The organism is Lysobacterales bacterium (assembly GCA_019634735.1).
GTDB lineage: Bacteria > Pseudomonadota > Gammaproteobacteria > Xanthomonadales > UBA2363 > Pseudofulvimonas.
In genome coordinates this window covers 1-14949 of record JAHCAT010000006.1, presented here as the reverse complement: position 1 = coordinate 14949, position 14949 = coordinate 1, and the positions used below count along the sequence as shown (strand labels likewise).

Below are 14949 nucleotides of genomic sequence, written 5' to 3'. Positions count from 1 at the left end.
TGGCTCCCCCGGCGCCGGCTCGGGCAGGTAAAGTGCGGCGCACGCAGGTCAGGAGGAAGCCCGCCATCGACACGTCCGCAGCCCACCGGTCCGCCCTGCCGCGGCCCACCCCCCTGTACCGCTGGCTGGCCCTGCTGTTCGTCAGCCTGGCCATGTTCGGCAACTACTACGTCTACGACGCGCTGAACCCGGTGATCGACCTGCTGCGCGAGCAGGAGGGCTTCACCTACAAGCAGATCGGCCTGCTGTCGACCGCCTACAACGTCGCCGCCGTGCTGGCCTTGCTGGGCTGCGGGATCCTGATCGACCGCTGGGGGACCAAGCGCGCGCTAGCCCTGTTCGCGCTGATCTGCCTGCTGGCGGCGGCGCTGACCGCCGCCACCAACCGCTACGAGCTGATCCTGTCCGGCCGCTTCCTGCTCGGCCTCGGCGCCGAACCGCTGATCGTCGCCGCCACCACGGTGCTGGCGAAGTGGTTCAAGGGCAAGGAGCTGGGCCTTGCGTTCGGCCTGAACCTGTCGATCGCCCGTCTAGGCTCGGCCTCGGCCGACTGGTCGACCGGCTTCGCCGCGCCCCTGTACACCAACTGGCAGGATCCGCTGTGGCTGGCCACCGCCGTCACCGCCGTGTCGCTGGCGGCGGGGCTGCTGTACTGGATGGCCGAGAAGCGTGCCGAAGGCCGGTTCGACCTGGGCGACGCCGGTCCTGTCGAGAAGCTGGACCTGCGGCGCATGTTCAGCTACAGCGCCTCGTACTGGTACATCGTCGCGCTGTGCGTGGTGTTCTACTCGACGGTGTTCCCGTTCCGCACCTTCGCGATCGACTACTTCCAGCAGGCGCACGGCATGGACCGGCAGACCGCCGGCCTGCTCAGCAGCATGCTGCCGATGGCGGCGATCATCGCCACGCCCCTGTTCGGGTTGTGGGTGGACAGGGTCGGACGGCGCTCGCTGTTCATGGCGGTCGGCTCGCTGGTGATGCTGCCGCTGTTCCTGGCGGTCACCTACCTGCCGCCGGGGCCGTCGGTGCAGTTGCTGCCGTTCCTGTGGGGGCCCGAGGTGCCGCTCACCCTGCTGCTGGTGATCCTCGCCCTGGGCGGCGTGTTCTCGCTGATTCCGGCAGTGATGTGGCCGTCGGTCGCCTACATCGTCGACGGCCGGCGGCTGGGTTCGGCCTATGCCCTGATGACCCTGTGCCAGCAACTGGGCTGGGCGACCGTGCCGTTCGTGGTCGGCTTCCTCAACGACCGCGCCGGTGCCGGGCCGGAGAATCCGGCCGGCTACGCGGGCAGCATGTGGTTCTACACGGCGCTTTCGTCGCTGGGACTGGTGTTCGCGTACCGGTTGTGGCGCGCGGAATCCGGTCCGGGCGGTCATGGCCTGGAGACGGTCACGGTCCACCGGGGCAGCTGAGCGGCGCTTGTCAGGATCGTCTTCGCTCAGGGTCCAGGCGCGCGCGCTGGCCGGGGCGGCCCTCTCCCCCGCCCCTCCCCCGCACGCGGGGGAGGGGAGAAGTGCGGTGCCGCGCTCTGCTCGGGACTCGGGACTCGGGACTCGGGACTCGGGAAGCGGAAAGCGGAAAGCGGAAAGCGGAAAGCGGAAAGCGGAAAGCGGAAAGCGGAGCTCGATCTGCTCCCCTCTCCCTCTGGGAGAGGGGCCGGGGGAGAGGGCCGGGGCTTGCCATGATGCGGATCGATGCCGGACCGGGGCGCCGGGCTTGCCGGCAGCGTTCGGCTGGAACGCCGGCTGGGGCGCGGCGCGTACCCGGGACGGCCAGGGCTCGCGGCGGACAGGGGGCCGGAGCCGGGTCAGGATTGCTGGCTGGCCTGTTCCAGGCGGTCGAGCAGATGGTGCAGGTGCCGGCGGTCGTCGTCGGCAAGGCGCGTCAGCAGGCGCTGCTCGAAGTCCAGGGCCAGCGGCACGACCTGGTCGTAGATGCGCCGTCCGGCGTCGCTGAGGTGCAGCACCGAGCGGCGCCGGTCGCCGTCGGCGGTGCCGCGGTCGATGCGGCCGGCCGCGATCAGGCGGGCCACGGCGCGGCTGACCGCGACCTTGTCCATGGCGGTGCGCTGGGCGACCTCGCCGGCGCTCAGGCCGGGCTCGCGGCCCAGCACCGCCATCACCCGCCATTCGGTCACGGTCAGGTTGAAGCGCTCGACGTACAGGTCGGCGATCGCCTGGCTGATGGTGTTGGACAGCCTCGACAGCCGGTAGGGCAGGAAGTGGTCGAGGTCGAGGGAGTCGGCCATGGTGCGGCGCGCCTTGCAAATGGTTTCAAGTGAAACTATAACGTCGCGGCCGGAACGCGCAAGCGCGGCCCGCGCGGTCGAACCGCCGGCCGCACCGCGCCCCCGACCCGCCGCGCCGACCGCGGCCCCGAAACGATGGAGATACCGATGAGCGCGCAACCCAACCTCGGCATGCAGCCCACGACCTTCGAGAACCCGATGGGCATCGACGGCTTCGAGTTCGTCGAGTTCGCGGCGCCGCCAGGCAGCGTCGACCTGCACGACCTGTTCCGGCGCATGGGCTTCGCGGCGGTGCTGCGCCATCGCGACCGCGCGATCACGGTGTACCGGCAGGGCGGCGTCAATTTCCTGGTCAACGAGGACCCGGATTCCTTCGCCGCCGATTTCGCCGCCGCCCACGGCCCCTGCGCCTGCGGCTTCGCTGTGCGCTTCCGCAAGCCGGTCGACGAGGTCCACCGGACCGTGCTCGGCAATGGCGGCGAGGCGGTCGACCACAAGCCGGACAGCCGGGCGATCGCCGTGCCGGTGGTCAAGGGCATCGGCGACTGCATGCTCTATCTGTCGCCCGCAGGGCAGGATCCCTACGCCGCCGACTATGTCGCCATCGACGGGGTCGATGCCGAGCCGGCCGGCTTCGGGCTGACCTTCATCGACCACCTGACCCACAACCTCTTCTTCGGCAACATGGAGAAGTGGTCGGACTACTACGAGCGCCTGTTCAACTTCCGCGAGATCCGCTACTTCGACATCAAGGGCGCCAAGACCGGCCTGGTGTCGAAGGCGATGACCGCGCCCGACGGCATCGTCCGCATCCCGCTCAACGAATCCTCCGACCCGAAGAGCCAGATCAACGAGTACCTCGACCAGTACAAGGGCGAGGGCATCCAGCACATCGCCTGCTTCACCGACGACATCTATGCGACCGTCGAGAAGATGCGCGCCGCCGGCATCGAGTTCCTGAACACCCCGGACACCTACTTCGACGTCATCGACGAGCGCATTCCCGACCATGGCGAGGACGTGCCCCGCCTGGCGAAGAACCGCATCCTGATCGACGCCGACCCGGAGACCAAGTCGCGCAAGCTGCTGCAGATCTTCACCCAGAACGCGATCGGGCCGATCTTCTTCGAGATCATCCAGCGCAAGGGCAACGAGGGCTTCGGCGAGGGCAACTTCCAGGCGCTGTTCGAGTCGATCGAGCGCGACCAGATGCGCCGCGGCGTGCTCTGATCGGCCACCCCGGGAGCTGCGCCATGACCCTCGACTACCTCAGCGGCTTCGGCAACGAATTCAGCAGCGAGGCCCTGGCCGGCGCCCTGCCGGTCGGCCGCAATTCACCGCAGCGGGCGCCCTGCGGGCTGTACGCGGAGCAGATCTCCGGTACCGCGTTCACCGCGCCCCGCCACCAGAACCGCCGGACCTGGATGTACCGGATCCGGCCGGCCGCCGTACATGGCCGGTTCGCGCCCTTCGAGCATCGCGCCGAAGGCAACCCGGCCTTCCACAACGATTTCGGCACAGGGCCGGTGACTCCGGACCAGCTGCGCTGGAACCCGATGCCGATGCCGCAGGCGCCCACCGACTTCGTGGACGGGCTGTTCACGGTCGCCGGCAACGGCGGTCCGGAAGCCGGCAGCGGCATCGCCATCCATCTGTACGCGGCCAACCGGTCGATGACCGACCGCTTCTTCTACGACGCCGACGGCGAGCTGCTGGTGGTCCCCCAGCAGGGTCGGCTGCGGATCGCCACCGAGCTGGGCGTGCTCGAGGTCGAGCCCCAGGAGATCGCCGTGCTGCCGCGCGGCATCCGGTTCCGGATCGAGCTGCCGGAGGGTGCCGCGCGCGGCTACGTGTGCGAGAACTTCGGTGCCTTCCTGCGCCTGCCCGACCTGGGCCCGATCGGCAGCAACGGCCTGGCCAACCCCCGCGACTTCCTGGCGCCGGTCGCCGCCTACGAGGATCGCGAGGGCGATTTCGAGCTGGTCGCCAAGTTCCAGGGCCATCTGTGGCATGCCCGGATCGGCCATTCGCCGCTGGACGTGGTCGCCTGGCACGGCAACCACGTGCCCTGCAAGTACGACCTGCGCCGCTTCAACACCATCGGTTCGATCAGCTACGACCATCCCGACCCCAGCATCTTCCTGGTGCTGACCAGTCCCAGCGATACCCCGGGCGTCGGCAACATGGACTTCGTGATCTTCCCGCCGCGCTGGCTGGTCGCCCAGGACACTTTCCGGCCGCCCTGGTTCCACCGCAACATCGCCAGCGAGTACATGGGTCTGGTGCACGGCGCTTACGACGCCAAGGCCGATGGCTTCGTGCCCGGCGGCGGCTCGCTGCACAACTGCATGACCGGTCACGGCCCGGACGCGGCCACCTTCGAGAAGGCCTCGGCCGCCGACCTGTCCCGCCCGGACGTCATCACCGATACCATGGCCTTCATGTTCGAGGCCCGGCAGGTGATCCGGCCGGTCCGGCAGGCGCTCGATGCGCCCTGGCGCCAGTCGGACTACACGCACTGCTGGGCGGGCCTGCAACGGCACTTCAATCCGGAGGCACGATGATGGTATCGAAGCTGGGCACGTTCGCGATCGTCCTGGGTTTCTCCGCGCTGGTCGCCTGCTCCCGTCAGGCACCGGAACCGGAACGGGCCCCCGAGCCGGCACCGGCGTCGGAACCGGCACCCGCGACGCCGGTCGAGGAGGCCGCGGCGGTCCCGGAACCGGAGGAGACGCCCGCGGAGGAGATCCCGGCCGGCACCGACCAGGTGACCGGCTTCCACGGCTTCGGTCCGGCCCGCTTCGGCGACGACCAGGAGTCGGTGCGGATCTCCTGGGGCCGGCCGCTGGTGGCCGACCGGGAAGTTTCCCCGGACGACTCCTGCCATTACCTGGTGCCGGATCCGGCGCCCAGCGACGGGTCCCGCGTAGTCTTCATGCTCGAACAAGGCCGTTTCGTCCGCTATGACGTCACCGGCGACCTTTACGAGGCGCCCGGCGGGGGCCGCAACGGCAACCTCCGCGAGGCGCTGGAAGTGCTCTATGCGGGGCGCCACAGCCTGGCGCCGCACAAGTATGCGGAAGGGGGCGAGTACTTCATCGTCGAGGGCCCGGAGGGCAGCGGCAGCCGGCTGGTCTTCGAACTCGATGCCGCCGGCGTCGCCACGCAGTGGCGCATCGGCCTGTCGCCCCAGGTCGACTACGTCGAGGGCTGCGGCTGAGCGCCCGGCCCCGCGGCGGCCCGCGCCGCCGCTTCCGCCCGCGCAGGCCTCGGCCGGCGGGCGCCACACCCAACCGATGGCCGAGGAGCCAGCCATGAAACTTGCATCCCTCAAGGAGGGCGGCCGCGACGGCACCCTGATCGTCGTCTCGCGCGACCTTGCCCGCGCCGTGCGCGCCACCGCCATTGCGCCGACCCTGCAGGCCGCACTGGACGAGTGGGCGAGCGCTGCGCCGCGGCTCAACGCCCTGGCGATGGCGCTGGAGAACGGCGGCGTAGAGGGCGAATTCGCGCTCGACGCCGCACGCCTGGCGGCGCCCCTGCCGCGCGCCTACGAGTTCGTCGACGGCAGCGCCTACCTGCCGCACGTCGAGCGCGTCCGCAAGGCGCGCGGCGCCGAGGTGCCGGCCAGCTTCTACACCGATCCGCTGATGTACCAGGCGACCAGCGCCGGCTTCCTTGGACCGCGCGATCCGGTGCGGGTGACCAGCGAGGAGCACGGCATCGATCTCGAGGCCGAGGTGCTGGTGGTCACCGACGATGTCCCCATGGCGGTGACCCCGGAACAGGCCGCCGGCCACATCCAGTTGATCGGCCTGGTCAACGACGTGTCCCTGCGCAACCTGATCCCGGCCGAGCTGGCCAAGGGCTTCGGTTTCCTGCAGTCCAAGCCGCGTTCGGCGCTGTCGCCGGTGCTGGTGACGCCGGATGAACTCGGCGATGCCTGGCGCGACAACAAGGTGCATCTGCCTCTGGTCACCCACGTGAACGGCGAATGGTTCGGCGCGCCGCTGGCCGGCGTCGACATGCAGTTCGATTTCGCGCAGCTGGTCGCGCATGCCGCGCGCACTCGGCCGCTCGCGGCCGGCACCCTGGTCGGATCCGGCACCGTCGCCAACCAGGACACCTCGCTGGGCGCGTCCTGCTTCGCCGAGAGGCGCACCGTCGAGGCGCTGGAGCATGGCCAGCCGCGAACGCCGTTCATGAAGTTCGGCGACCGCGTGCGCATCGAGATGCTGGATGCCCAGGGTCGCAGCATCTTCGGCGCCATCGAACAGGCGATCGAGCAGGCCTGAGGCAGGCCGCCGCGCGACGCGGCCCCGAGAAGCAAGCCGGCGGCCGGGCGCCGGGTGCCCGACGCCGTCTCGCCGGGGCGTCCGGGCGCCGCGGCCCGGGCGGGCGTATGCTCTGCCCCGTGCCCGGCGAAGGTCGCCGGGTCGACGTACGGGAGGGGAGGGCCATGTCCTACGGAATCAAGCTCTACGACTACTGGCGCTCCAGCGCCGCCTGGCGCGTGCGCATCGGACTGACGCTGAAGGGCTTGCCCTGGGAGGCGGTTGCCGTGCACCTGGTGCGCGACGGTGGCGAACAGCACCAGCCGGCCTATCGCGAGGTCAACCCGCTCGGCCTGGTGCCGACCCTGCTGCACGGCGAGCGGCGCATCACCCAGTCGCTGGCGATCCTGGAATACCTGGACGAGACCTTCCCCGACCATCCGCGGCTGCTGCCCGCCGATGCCCGTGGCCGCAGCCGGGTGCGGGCGCTGGCGCTGACCCTCGCCGCCGACACCCATCCGGTGCACAACCTGCGGGTGCAGCGCTATCTCAAGGAGCAGGCCGGCCTCGACGACGCGGCAGTTGCCGCTTTCGTGCAGCACTGGATCCGCCTGGGCTTCGCCGCCTTCGAGCAGTTGCTGGTGGAGTCGACCGAGACCGGCAGCTACTGCCATGGCGACCATCCGACCCTGGCCGACTGCGTGATGGTGCCCGCGGTGTATGCGGCACGCCGTTTCGGCGCCGACATCGACGCCTGCACCACGGTGCTGCGCATCCACGACCACTGCATGGCGCAGGACGCCTTCCAGGCCTCGCATCCGAGCCGGCATCCCGACGCGGAGTGAGTGTCGACCGTCCTGGCCGTCGCGGGATTCGCCCGTCCGGCGCAGGTCCGGATGGGCGATCGGCGAAGCGGCCACAGGGAGCGTCCGGGCAAGGCCCGGCCGCGCGGGTCGGCACGAACTGGCATGATGGCGCGCCCGCAGAAGGTCGCATCGTGAAACCGGATCAGCGCCAGCGCGAGCTTCGGGTATTCGGCCTCAATGCCTGCCTGGCGGTGTTCAACAGGCGCCCGGCGGCGATCCGCAAGGTCTGGCTCGTGGAGGCCCGCCTCCCCGCCCTGCGGGAAGTGCTCCGCGACTGCGCAGCGCGCCGTGTCGGCTACCGGGTGGTTGCGCCGGACGATCTGGAGCGGTTGACCGGCAGCCAGCATCACGAGGGCGTCTGCTTCGAGGTGCTGCGCGCCGAGCCACCGGCGCTCGCCGACCTGCTGGCCGGCCTGCCCGCAGGGCCTGCGCAACTGGTGATGCTGGACGGCGTGGGCAATCCACACAATCTCGGCGCCACCCTGCGCTCGGCGGCGCATTTCGGCGTCGCGGCGGTGCTCGCCGAGGGCCTGCGGCCACCGCTCCTTTCGGGTGCCGCCTGCCGGGTCGCCGAGGGCGGCGCCGAACACGTGCCCCTGCTGCGCGTCGATACCGCCGGGTCGGCGCAGTTGCGCGATGCCGGCTTCCTGGCCGTCGCCACCGTGGTCCGCGGCGGACAATCCCTGCATCGGGCGGCCCTGCCGCAGCGCATCCTCTGGCTGCTGGGCGCCGAAGGTCCGGGCCTGTCGCCGGCGCGCCAGGCCGGTGCGGCGATGACCGTGCACATCCCCGGCAGCGGCGCGGTCGACAGCCTCAACGTCGCGGCCGCGGCGGCGGTGCTGTTCGGCGAGCACCTGCGCCAGCACCCCGCGCCCGGCATCGCCTGAGCAGGGCGTCGCCGGGCCGCCGCGGGCTTGGCCGTGCGTTCATGCTGCTGCGGCACAATGGCCGTTCCCGGTAATGGAGCCGCCATGTCCACGGCACGTCTGCTGTCCTGCCTGTTCGCCCTGCTGATCGTCCCGCTGTCCGTCGCGGCGGATACCTTCAGGGTCGATTACACGGTGCGCTTCCAGCCCGACCAGGGACATGCCGAAGTCGCCATGGCGCTGCGCAATGGCGAGGGCCGCGCCAGCCGCTTCGACCTGGCGATGCCGGCCGACCGCTACGACGCGGTCGCCGGCGACGGCGAGGTGGTGCGCGACGGCGACCGGGTGGTCTGGACGCCGCCGCGCGCCGGCGGCGAGCTGCGCTGGCAGTACCGGATCGACAAGCGTCGCCGCAACGGCGGCCACGACGCGCGCATCACCGACGACTGGACCATCGTTCGCGGCGACCACCTGTTTCCCTCGGCGCGGGTGCGCATGAGCGCCGACTCGCGGTCCGCCACCACGGTGCGCTTCGTGCTTCCCGAGGGCTGGACCAATGTCGAGACGCCCTGGCGCGCCGGCGAGCGTCCGCGCAGCTTCGTGGTCGACAACGACGAGGTGCGCTTCGCCCGTCCGACCGGCTGGATCATCGCCGGCGACGTCGGCACCCGGCGCGAGCAGCACGACGACATCGAGATCGTGGTCGGCGCGCCGAAGGGCGACAACATGCCGCGCCAGCAGATTTTGGCGATGATCGGCTGGACCCTGCCGGAGATGCGCGCCATCTTCGGCGAACTGCCGCCCAAGATCCTGGTGGTCGGGGCCGGCGACGCGATGTGGCGGGGCGGACTGTCCGGGCCGCGCTCGCTGTACATGCATTCCGGCCGCCCGCTGATCAGCGAGAACGGCACCAGCACCCTGCTGCACGAGTTCGTCCACCTGATCAGCCGGATCAGCGGCGCGCCGGGACACAAGTACATCTCTGAGGGTGTCGCCGAGTTCTACTCGATCGAACTGCTGCACCGCACCGGCGGCACCACCGAGGCCCGCTACCAGCGCACCAGGACGATGCTGGAGCGCTGGAGCGCCAACGTGAGGACGCTGGTCGGGGTGCGCGCCGGCGGCGCGGTCAATGCCCGTGCCACTTTGCTTTTCATGGACCTCGATGCCGAGATCAGGGAGGCCACCGACGGCGAGCGCAGCTTCGATGATGTCACCCGCCTGCTGATGGCGAAGCGGCGGGTCGACACCGCCGACCTGCGCGATGCGGCGGAGCAGGTGCTGGGTCGTCCGGCCCGCACGCTGGATTCGCCACTGCTGCGCTGACCGCACCGGCACCACGGCGCGAAGATCGGCGGTCGCAGTCGCGGTCTCAGGAGTGTCCAGGCCATGCTGATCGGACACGGGCGCCACGGCGTCCGTGCCCGGGCGTCTGCTCAGGGTGCCGGCACCTCGTGTTCGGCCACCAGGTAGACCAGCGAGACGTAGGCCGCGACGTTCTGGTCGATCTCCTCGCGGTCGATCTTGTCCAGGGTGTCGTTGGCGGTGTGGTGGTGGTCGAAGTACGCCGTGCCGTCCTGCAGCAGGCCGGCCAGCGGCATGCCCAGTTCGCGCATGGCGCTCAGGTCGGCGCCACCGCGGGCCTCGTTGCCGCCCCGCTCGATGCCGAGCGGCGCCAGCACGGCGGCGACCTGGTCCATCAGGGGCAGCATCGGTTCCGGCACGCGCGTGTCGAAGCGCCAGATGCGGCCTGCGCCGAAGTCGGACTCGGCGCCGATCAGGTGGCGCGCCAGGTCGTCGCCGTGGGCCTGGGCATAGGCCCGGCCGCCGTGCACGCCCTGCTCCTCGTTGGCGAAGGCGACCACCCGGACGCCGTGGCGTGGCCGCTGTGCCCTGGGAAGTTTCGCGATCATCGCGCCGGTGGCCATGGTGATGCCGATGCCGGCGCCGTTGTCGAGCGCGCCGGTGCCCAGGTCCCAGGAGTCCAGGTGGCCGCCGATCAGCACGAAGCGGTCGGACTCCTCGCGGCCGTCGACTTCGGCGATGACGTTCTGGCTGGTGTACTCGCCGCGGATACCGGCACCCAGGTGCAGCTCGACCACCACCGGTTCGCCCCGGCGCAGCATCGCCTCGATCAGGTCGGCGTCGGGGTTGGACAGCGCGGCACCGGGAATCCTGCGGAAGGCGATGTCGTAGCTGAGCATGCCGGTGTGCGGCGTGCGCGAGTTGGCGGCGGTGCCGATCGAGCGGATCAGGATGGCGCGGGCGCCCAGCTTGGCGGCGTGCGAGGCGCCGCGCGAGCGGGCGATCACCGCCTCGCCGTAGCCGCGGCCGTCGCGGGCCCGGCGCATGCGGTTGCCGATGTAGACGATCTTGCCTTCGACCGCCGCGGCATCGCCCTCGAGCAGGTCGGCATAGCTGTCGAAGGCGACGATCTCGGCCTGGATCCCTTCCTCGGGGGTGCCGATGGAGCCGCCCAGCGCGGCGATCGCCAGCGACTGCGGCCAGGGTGAGACCACCCGCGCCGATTCCATGCCGCGCGTCCACACCGGGAAGCTGACCGGCTCGGTCCAGACCCGGTCGTAACCCAGCGTCTTGAACGTGTCGATCGCCCACTGCACGGCGCGGGCATCGGCCTCGGTGCCGGCCAGGCGCGGTCCGATCCGCGTGGTCAGATCCTCGACGATGTCGTAGGCGCCGGAGCCGGCCAGGGCGGCGTCGCGCAGGCCGGTGGCGGCCTCGATGGCGGCACCGGGCAGCGGGCCATCGGCGGCGACCGGTGCGGCAATGGCGAGCAGGGCGGCGATCGGCAGCAGGGCGCGGAGCATCATCGGCAAGGATCCTGTTCAGTGATGCCCGGATTCTGACAGAGCCCCCCGCCGGTGCCCGGCGTCCTGCCGCGCCGGGGCCACGCACCGTCTATCGTCGATTCCTGTGCGGCTTCCGGCCCGGGAGGTGCCGGGCGGGCACGTCGCCGAGCTGACGCGCAGGTGGGCCTGGCGGGCGGTCAGGCCGCCAGGCGCCGCCGCGGCAGGATCGCCGGACCTTGGGCAGCCGCGCCAGGGCGCAGGCGGCGGCTCCGCGAATGCTCAGACCATCCGGCCCTCGACCTCGCCCAGCCCGGCGATCGCGGCCCGGAAGCGCTCGCCGCGCTGCAGCGGGCCGACCCCGGCCGGCGTGCCGGTGAACAGCAGGTCGCCCGGCGCCAGGGTGAACAGTCGCGACAGATGGGCGATCACCTCGGCCACCGGAAACAGCATGTCGGCCAGGTCGCCGCGCTGGCGAAGGGTGTCCGCCACGTCCAGGGTGATCGCACCCGCCGAAGGGTGGCCGACCTGCGCGACCGGATGCAGGGGGCCGCAGGGCGCCGCCTGTTCGAACGATTTCCCGGTGTCCCAGGGCAGTCCCCGGGCCTTGGCGGCACCCTGAAGGTCGCGCCGGGTGAGGTCCAGCCCGATGCCGTAGCCCCAGACCAGCGACAAGGCATCGGCGGGCTCGATGTCCCTGCCGCCGCCGTGCAGTGCGACGACCAGCTCCACCTCATGGTGCAGGTCGCTGGTGCCGGGGGGATAGGCGACCACGCCGGGCAGGTCGGTCACGCTGTCCGGAGGCTTCAGGAAGAACACGGGATTGCCCCGTTCGGGTTCCGCGCCCATCTCCCGGGCATGCTCGGCGTAGTTGCGGCCGATGCAGTAGATCCGGTGCACCGGGAAGCGCCGGCTGTCGCCGGCCACGGCCAGGCTGGCCTGGGGTGTGCTGGGAATCACGAAATCCATACGGTGGCGTCCATTTCCGGGGGGACGTCGGCGCGGCCGACCGGTGCTATGGTACGGCGCACCCGGGCCGTCCGGTCCGGTCGAGACACGCTTCCGGAGGGATCAACGATGTCCAGCGCGAGAACGGCCGGCCTGGCCGCGTTCATGGCCGCGGCGGTGGCTGCGGCAGGTATCGGCACCGGCGCCTGGCCGGGTCATGCTCAGGCGACCTCGGTCGACCTGGGCCACTCGGAGATCGTGGCGACGGCGAACGGCGCCCTCGGCGCGAACGCCGCCGGCAAGCGGATCAGCTTCGGCGACCTGTCCTTCGATCCACTGCTCACGCCGCCCGGCAATGCCGGCGACTACCGCACCGCCGGGAACGGCAAGGGTCTGCGCTTCGTCCAGTTCACCGACAAGGTTCGCGGCGACTGGCTGGCCGATCTGGCCGCGTTCGGCGTACGGCCCCTGCAGTACTACCCGCACGATACCTACCTGGTCTGGGCCGATGCCGGCGCCGGCAACGCGCTCGAGAACCTGGCCCATGTGCGCTGGCAGGGCGAATACCAGCCCGGCTGGAAGCTCGAGCCGGGCCTGGGCAAGCGCAGCGGCCTGATCCGCAATGTCGGCGTGCATTTCTTCAATGACGGCGACGTGCCCGGCGTGCTTTCCGCACTCGCGGCGCGCGGCGCCCAGGTCGTCACCCACGGTCCGGCGCAGGCCGACCGCACCTTCTTCGACGCGTGGGTCGAGGTCGACGCCAGCCGGCTTGCCGAGCTTGCCGCCCTGCCGCAGGTGGTCTGGCTCGAGTTCGCCGACCCCGATCCGATCCTCGACGACGAGATGTCCTCGCAGATCGTCGCCCGCAACTACAACGCGGCATTCACGCCGCAGGTCGGCTACCTGCCCTGGCTGGGGGCGCTGGGCTTCAACGGCAACGGCGTCACCTGGTCGGTGATCGACAGCGGCGTCGATCTGACCCACCCCGACTTCGCCGGGCGCATCGTCGGCGGCTTCACCTACCCGGGCTGCCCGGCGGGCAACGGCCTGGGCGACGATCCCTCGTCTGGCGGCCATGGCACCCACGTCGCCGGCATCATCGCCGGCAACGGCGCGGCCGGTTTCACCGACGCGCAGGGCTTCCTGTACGGCATGGGCATGGCGCCAGCGGCCGGCATCTTCGCGCAGAACCCGATCTGCGCCGGCGGCACGCCCTGGCCGCCGGCCGGTGGCTGGCAGATCCTTTCCAAGCACGCGCTGCTCGGCGGCGCGGTCGGCGGCAACGGCAGCTGGACCTCCGGCGAGAGCGGCGGCACCACCTACACCGCCGGCGCCCGCGCCTGGGATCAGATCGTCCGCGACGGCGACTTCGACACGCCGATCCACGAGGCGTTCGTCATGGTGTTCTCGGCCGGCAACTCCGGTCCGAACGCCAGCACCCTGACCGCGCCCAAGGCCGCCAAGAACCCGATCATCACCGGCAGTTCGCGCAATTTCCGGGCCGGCAGCATCAACGACCTGAGCGGGTTCTCCAGTCGCGGACCGACCCAGGACGGCCGCTTCGGCGTGACCGTCTCGGCGCCCGGCGAAAGCATCGCCTCGGCCCGGCGCGTCGCCGGCGCCAGCCAGTGCGCCACCGCGATCGCCGGCACCAGCAATACCTACGCGCTCTGCTCCGGCACCAGCATGGCGGCGCCGCACGTGTCCGGCACCGCGGTCCTGCTGACCCAGTGGTGGCGGAGCTTCAACGGCAACGCCAATCCCAGCCCGGCGATGATCAAGGCGCTGCTGGTCAACGGCGCCCGCGACCTGACCGGTGTTGCCGCGGCGATCCCGAACCCCAACGAGGGCTGGGGCCGCATCGACCTCCCCGGCAGCATGGGCCTGGATTTCACCGCCTCGGAATATCTCGACCAGACCCAGGTGCTGACCTCGGTGGGGCAGGTGTACGAGACGACGTACGGGGTCGCCGACCCGACCCGGCCGCTCAAGGTGTCGCTGACCTGGACCGATGCCGCTGCGGCGGCCGGCGCCAATCCGGCCCTGGTCAACAATCTCGACCTGGAGGTCATCACCGGCGGCCAGACCTACCGCGGCAACGTGTTCAGCGGCGGCGTTTCGGTCACCGGCGGCAGCGCCGACACCCTCAACAACGTCGAGAACGTGTTCGTCGCCAACCCCGGGTCCGATGTCACCATCCGGGTGATCGCCACCAACCTTCCCGGCGACGGCATTCCGGGCAACGGCACCCCGACCGACCAGGATTTCGCCCTGGTCTGCCGGAACTGCGTGCAGGGTGCGGGTTTCTCGCTGGCCGCCAATCCGACCAGCCGGTCGATCTGCGCACCGGCCACGGCCAGTTACGATCTCAGCCTCGGCTCGCTGCTCGGCTTCAACGAGCCGGTCGCGCTGTCCGCGAGCGGTGTCCCGGCGGGCGCCACCAGCAGCTTCTCGGTCAACCCGGTGCCGTCCCTGCCCGGCAGCAGCGCGATGACCATCGGCAACACCGGTGCCGCCGCGGCGGGCACCTACCAGATCGACGTCACCGGTACCGCCTCGCCCAGCGGCGAGGTCCGCACCACCAGCGTCGAGCTGAACCTGGCCACCTCCGTGCCTGCCGCGCCGGCGCTGACCTCGCCGGCCAACAACGCCACCAACGTCGTCGTGCAGCCGACCCTGAGCTGGGCGGCGGCGAGCCAGGCGGAGAGCTACCTGCTGGAAGTCGCCACCGATCCCGGCTTCAGCAACATCGTGGTGAGCACCACGGTCAGCGGCACCAGCTTCGCGCTGACCTCGCCGCTCAACTCCAGCACCACCTATCGTTGGCGGGTGAGGGCGGCGAACGTCTGCGGCGATGGCGCGAGCTCGTCGGTGTTCACCTTCACCACTCAGCCGGCCCCCGGCGACTGCGCCCCGGGCACGACGCCCTTCAACGTCTTC

The 14949-nt window shown here is 71.0% G+C and carries 12 protein-coding genes; 9 read left to right on the top strand and 3 right to left on the bottom strand.

From position 1 onward, the window contains the following. The first annotated feature begins 32 nt into the window (after positions 1-32). The gene (locus KF823_07145) at positions 33-1412 is read left to right on the top strand and encodes an MFS transporter (protein MBX3725680.1); all 1380 of its coding nucleotides are present in this window, start codon (positions 33-35) and stop codon (positions 1410-1412) included. 395 nt (positions 1413-1807) lie between these two features. Here the strand turns inward: KF823_07145 and KF823_07140 are convergent, their stop codons facing one another. Next, a complete protein-coding gene (locus KF823_07140) occupies positions 1808-2248 on the bottom strand; it encodes a winged helix-turn-helix transcriptional regulator (GenBank protein ID MBX3725679.1) in 441 nt (146 codons plus the stop codon). A 147-nt stretch (positions 2249-2395) separates the two neighbouring features. Between KF823_07140 and hppD the strand changes: the two genes are divergently transcribed. The 7 genes from hppD to KF823_07105 all read left to right on the top strand — a co-directional run bounded on the left by hppD (position 2396) and on the right by KF823_07105 (position 9580). Next, a complete protein-coding gene (gene hppD, locus KF823_07135; GenBank protein MBX3725678.1) occupies positions 2396-3478 on the top strand; it encodes a 4-hydroxyphenylpyruvate dioxygenase in 1083 nt (360 codons plus the stop codon). Between the two features lie 23 nt (positions 3479-3501). Continuing rightward, the gene (hmgA, locus tag KF823_07130) at positions 3502-4812 is read left to right on the top strand and encodes a homogentisate 1,2-dioxygenase (GenBank protein ID MBX3725677.1); all 1311 of its coding nucleotides are present in this window, start codon (positions 3502-3504) and stop codon (positions 4810-4812) included. Beyond that, positions 4809-5468: a hypothetical protein gene (locus KF823_07125; protein MBX3725676.1), complete on the top strand. Its 660-nt coding sequence runs from the start codon at positions 4809-4811 to the stop codon at positions 5466-5468. The genes hmgA and KF823_07125 overlap by 4 nt, the downstream gene beginning before the upstream one ends. Before the next feature lie 94 nt (positions 5469-5562). Beyond that, positions 5563-6543 carry a fumarylacetoacetate hydrolase family protein gene (locus tag KF823_07120; protein MBX3725675.1) on the top strand — a complete coding sequence of 327 codons (981 nt, stop codon included), beginning with the start codon at positions 5563-5565 and terminating at the stop codon, positions 6541-6543. A gap of 164 nt (positions 6544-6707) precedes the next feature. Beyond that, on the top strand, positions 6708-7367 hold the full coding sequence (maiA, locus tag KF823_07115; GenBank protein MBX3725674.1) for a maleylacetoacetate isomerase: 660 nt from the start codon (positions 6708-6710) through the stop codon (positions 7365-7367). After that, on the top strand, positions 7364-8275 hold the full coding sequence (locus tag KF823_07110) for an rRNA methyltransferase (GenBank protein ID MBX3725673.1): 912 nt from the start codon (positions 7364-7366) through the stop codon (positions 8273-8275). The genes maiA and KF823_07110 overlap by 4 nt, the downstream gene beginning before the upstream one ends. Before the next feature lie 84 nt (positions 8276-8359). Next, complete coding sequence (locus KF823_07105) at positions 8360-9580, top strand: hypothetical protein (protein MBX3725672.1); 1221 nt, start codon at positions 8360-8362, stop codon at positions 9578-9580. Between the two features lie 110 nt (positions 9581-9690). Here the strand turns inward: KF823_07105 and KF823_07100 are convergent, their stop codons facing one another. Together KF823_07100 and KF823_07095 are read right to left on the bottom strand one after the other, a co-directional pair. Further along, complete coding sequence (locus KF823_07100; protein ID MBX3725671.1) at positions 9691-11085, bottom strand: M28 family peptidase; 1395 nt, start codon at positions 11083-11085, stop codon at positions 9691-9693. Positions 11086-11343: 258 nt separating this feature from the next. Next, positions 11344-12030 carry a fumarylacetoacetate hydrolase family protein gene (locus KF823_07095; GenBank protein ID MBX3725670.1) on the bottom strand — a complete coding sequence of 229 codons (687 nt, stop codon included), beginning with the start codon at positions 12028-12030 and terminating at the stop codon, positions 11344-11346. Positions 12031-12138: 108 nt separating this feature from the next. Between KF823_07095 and KF823_07090 the strand changes: the two genes are divergently transcribed. Then, positions 12139-14949, top strand: a 2811-nt coding sequence (locus tag KF823_07090) for a S8 family serine peptidase (protein MBX3725669.1), incomplete at its 3' end; no start/stop codon positions are given.

Excerpts from the sequence above, each read along its gene's own strand:
- KF823_07140 (MBX3725679.1), bottom strand. The coding sequence starts at position 2,248 with ATGGCCGACTCCCTCGACCTCGACCACTTCCTGCCCTACCGGCTGTCG.
- hppD (MBX3725678.1), top strand. The coding sequence starts at position 2,396 with ATGAGCGCGCAACCCAACCTCGGCATGCAGCCCACGACCTTCGAGAAC.
- hmgA (MBX3725677.1), top strand. The coding sequence starts at position 3,502 with ATGACCCTCGACTACCTCAGCGGCTTCGGCAACGAATTCAGCAGCGAG.
- KF823_07125 (MBX3725676.1), top strand. The coding sequence starts at position 4,809 with ATGATGGTATCGAAGCTGGGCACGTTCGCGATCGTCCTGGGTTTCTCC.
- KF823_07120 (MBX3725675.1), top strand. The coding sequence starts at position 5,563 with ATGAAACTTGCATCCCTCAAGGAGGGCGGCCGCGACGGCACCCTGATC.
- maiA (MBX3725674.1), top strand. The coding sequence starts at position 6,708 with ATGTCCTACGGAATCAAGCTCTACGACTACTGGCGCTCCAGCGCCGCC.
- KF823_07105 (MBX3725672.1), top strand. The coding sequence starts at position 8,360 with ATGTCCACGGCACGTCTGCTGTCCTGCCTGTTCGCCCTGCTGATCGTC.
- KF823_07100 (MBX3725671.1), bottom strand. The coding sequence starts at position 11,085 with ATGATGCTCCGCGCCCTGCTGCCGATCGCCGCCCTGCTCGCCATTGCC.
- KF823_07095 (MBX3725670.1), bottom strand. The coding sequence starts at position 12,030 with ATGGATTTCGTGATTCCCAGCACACCCCAGGCCAGCCTGGCCGTGGCC.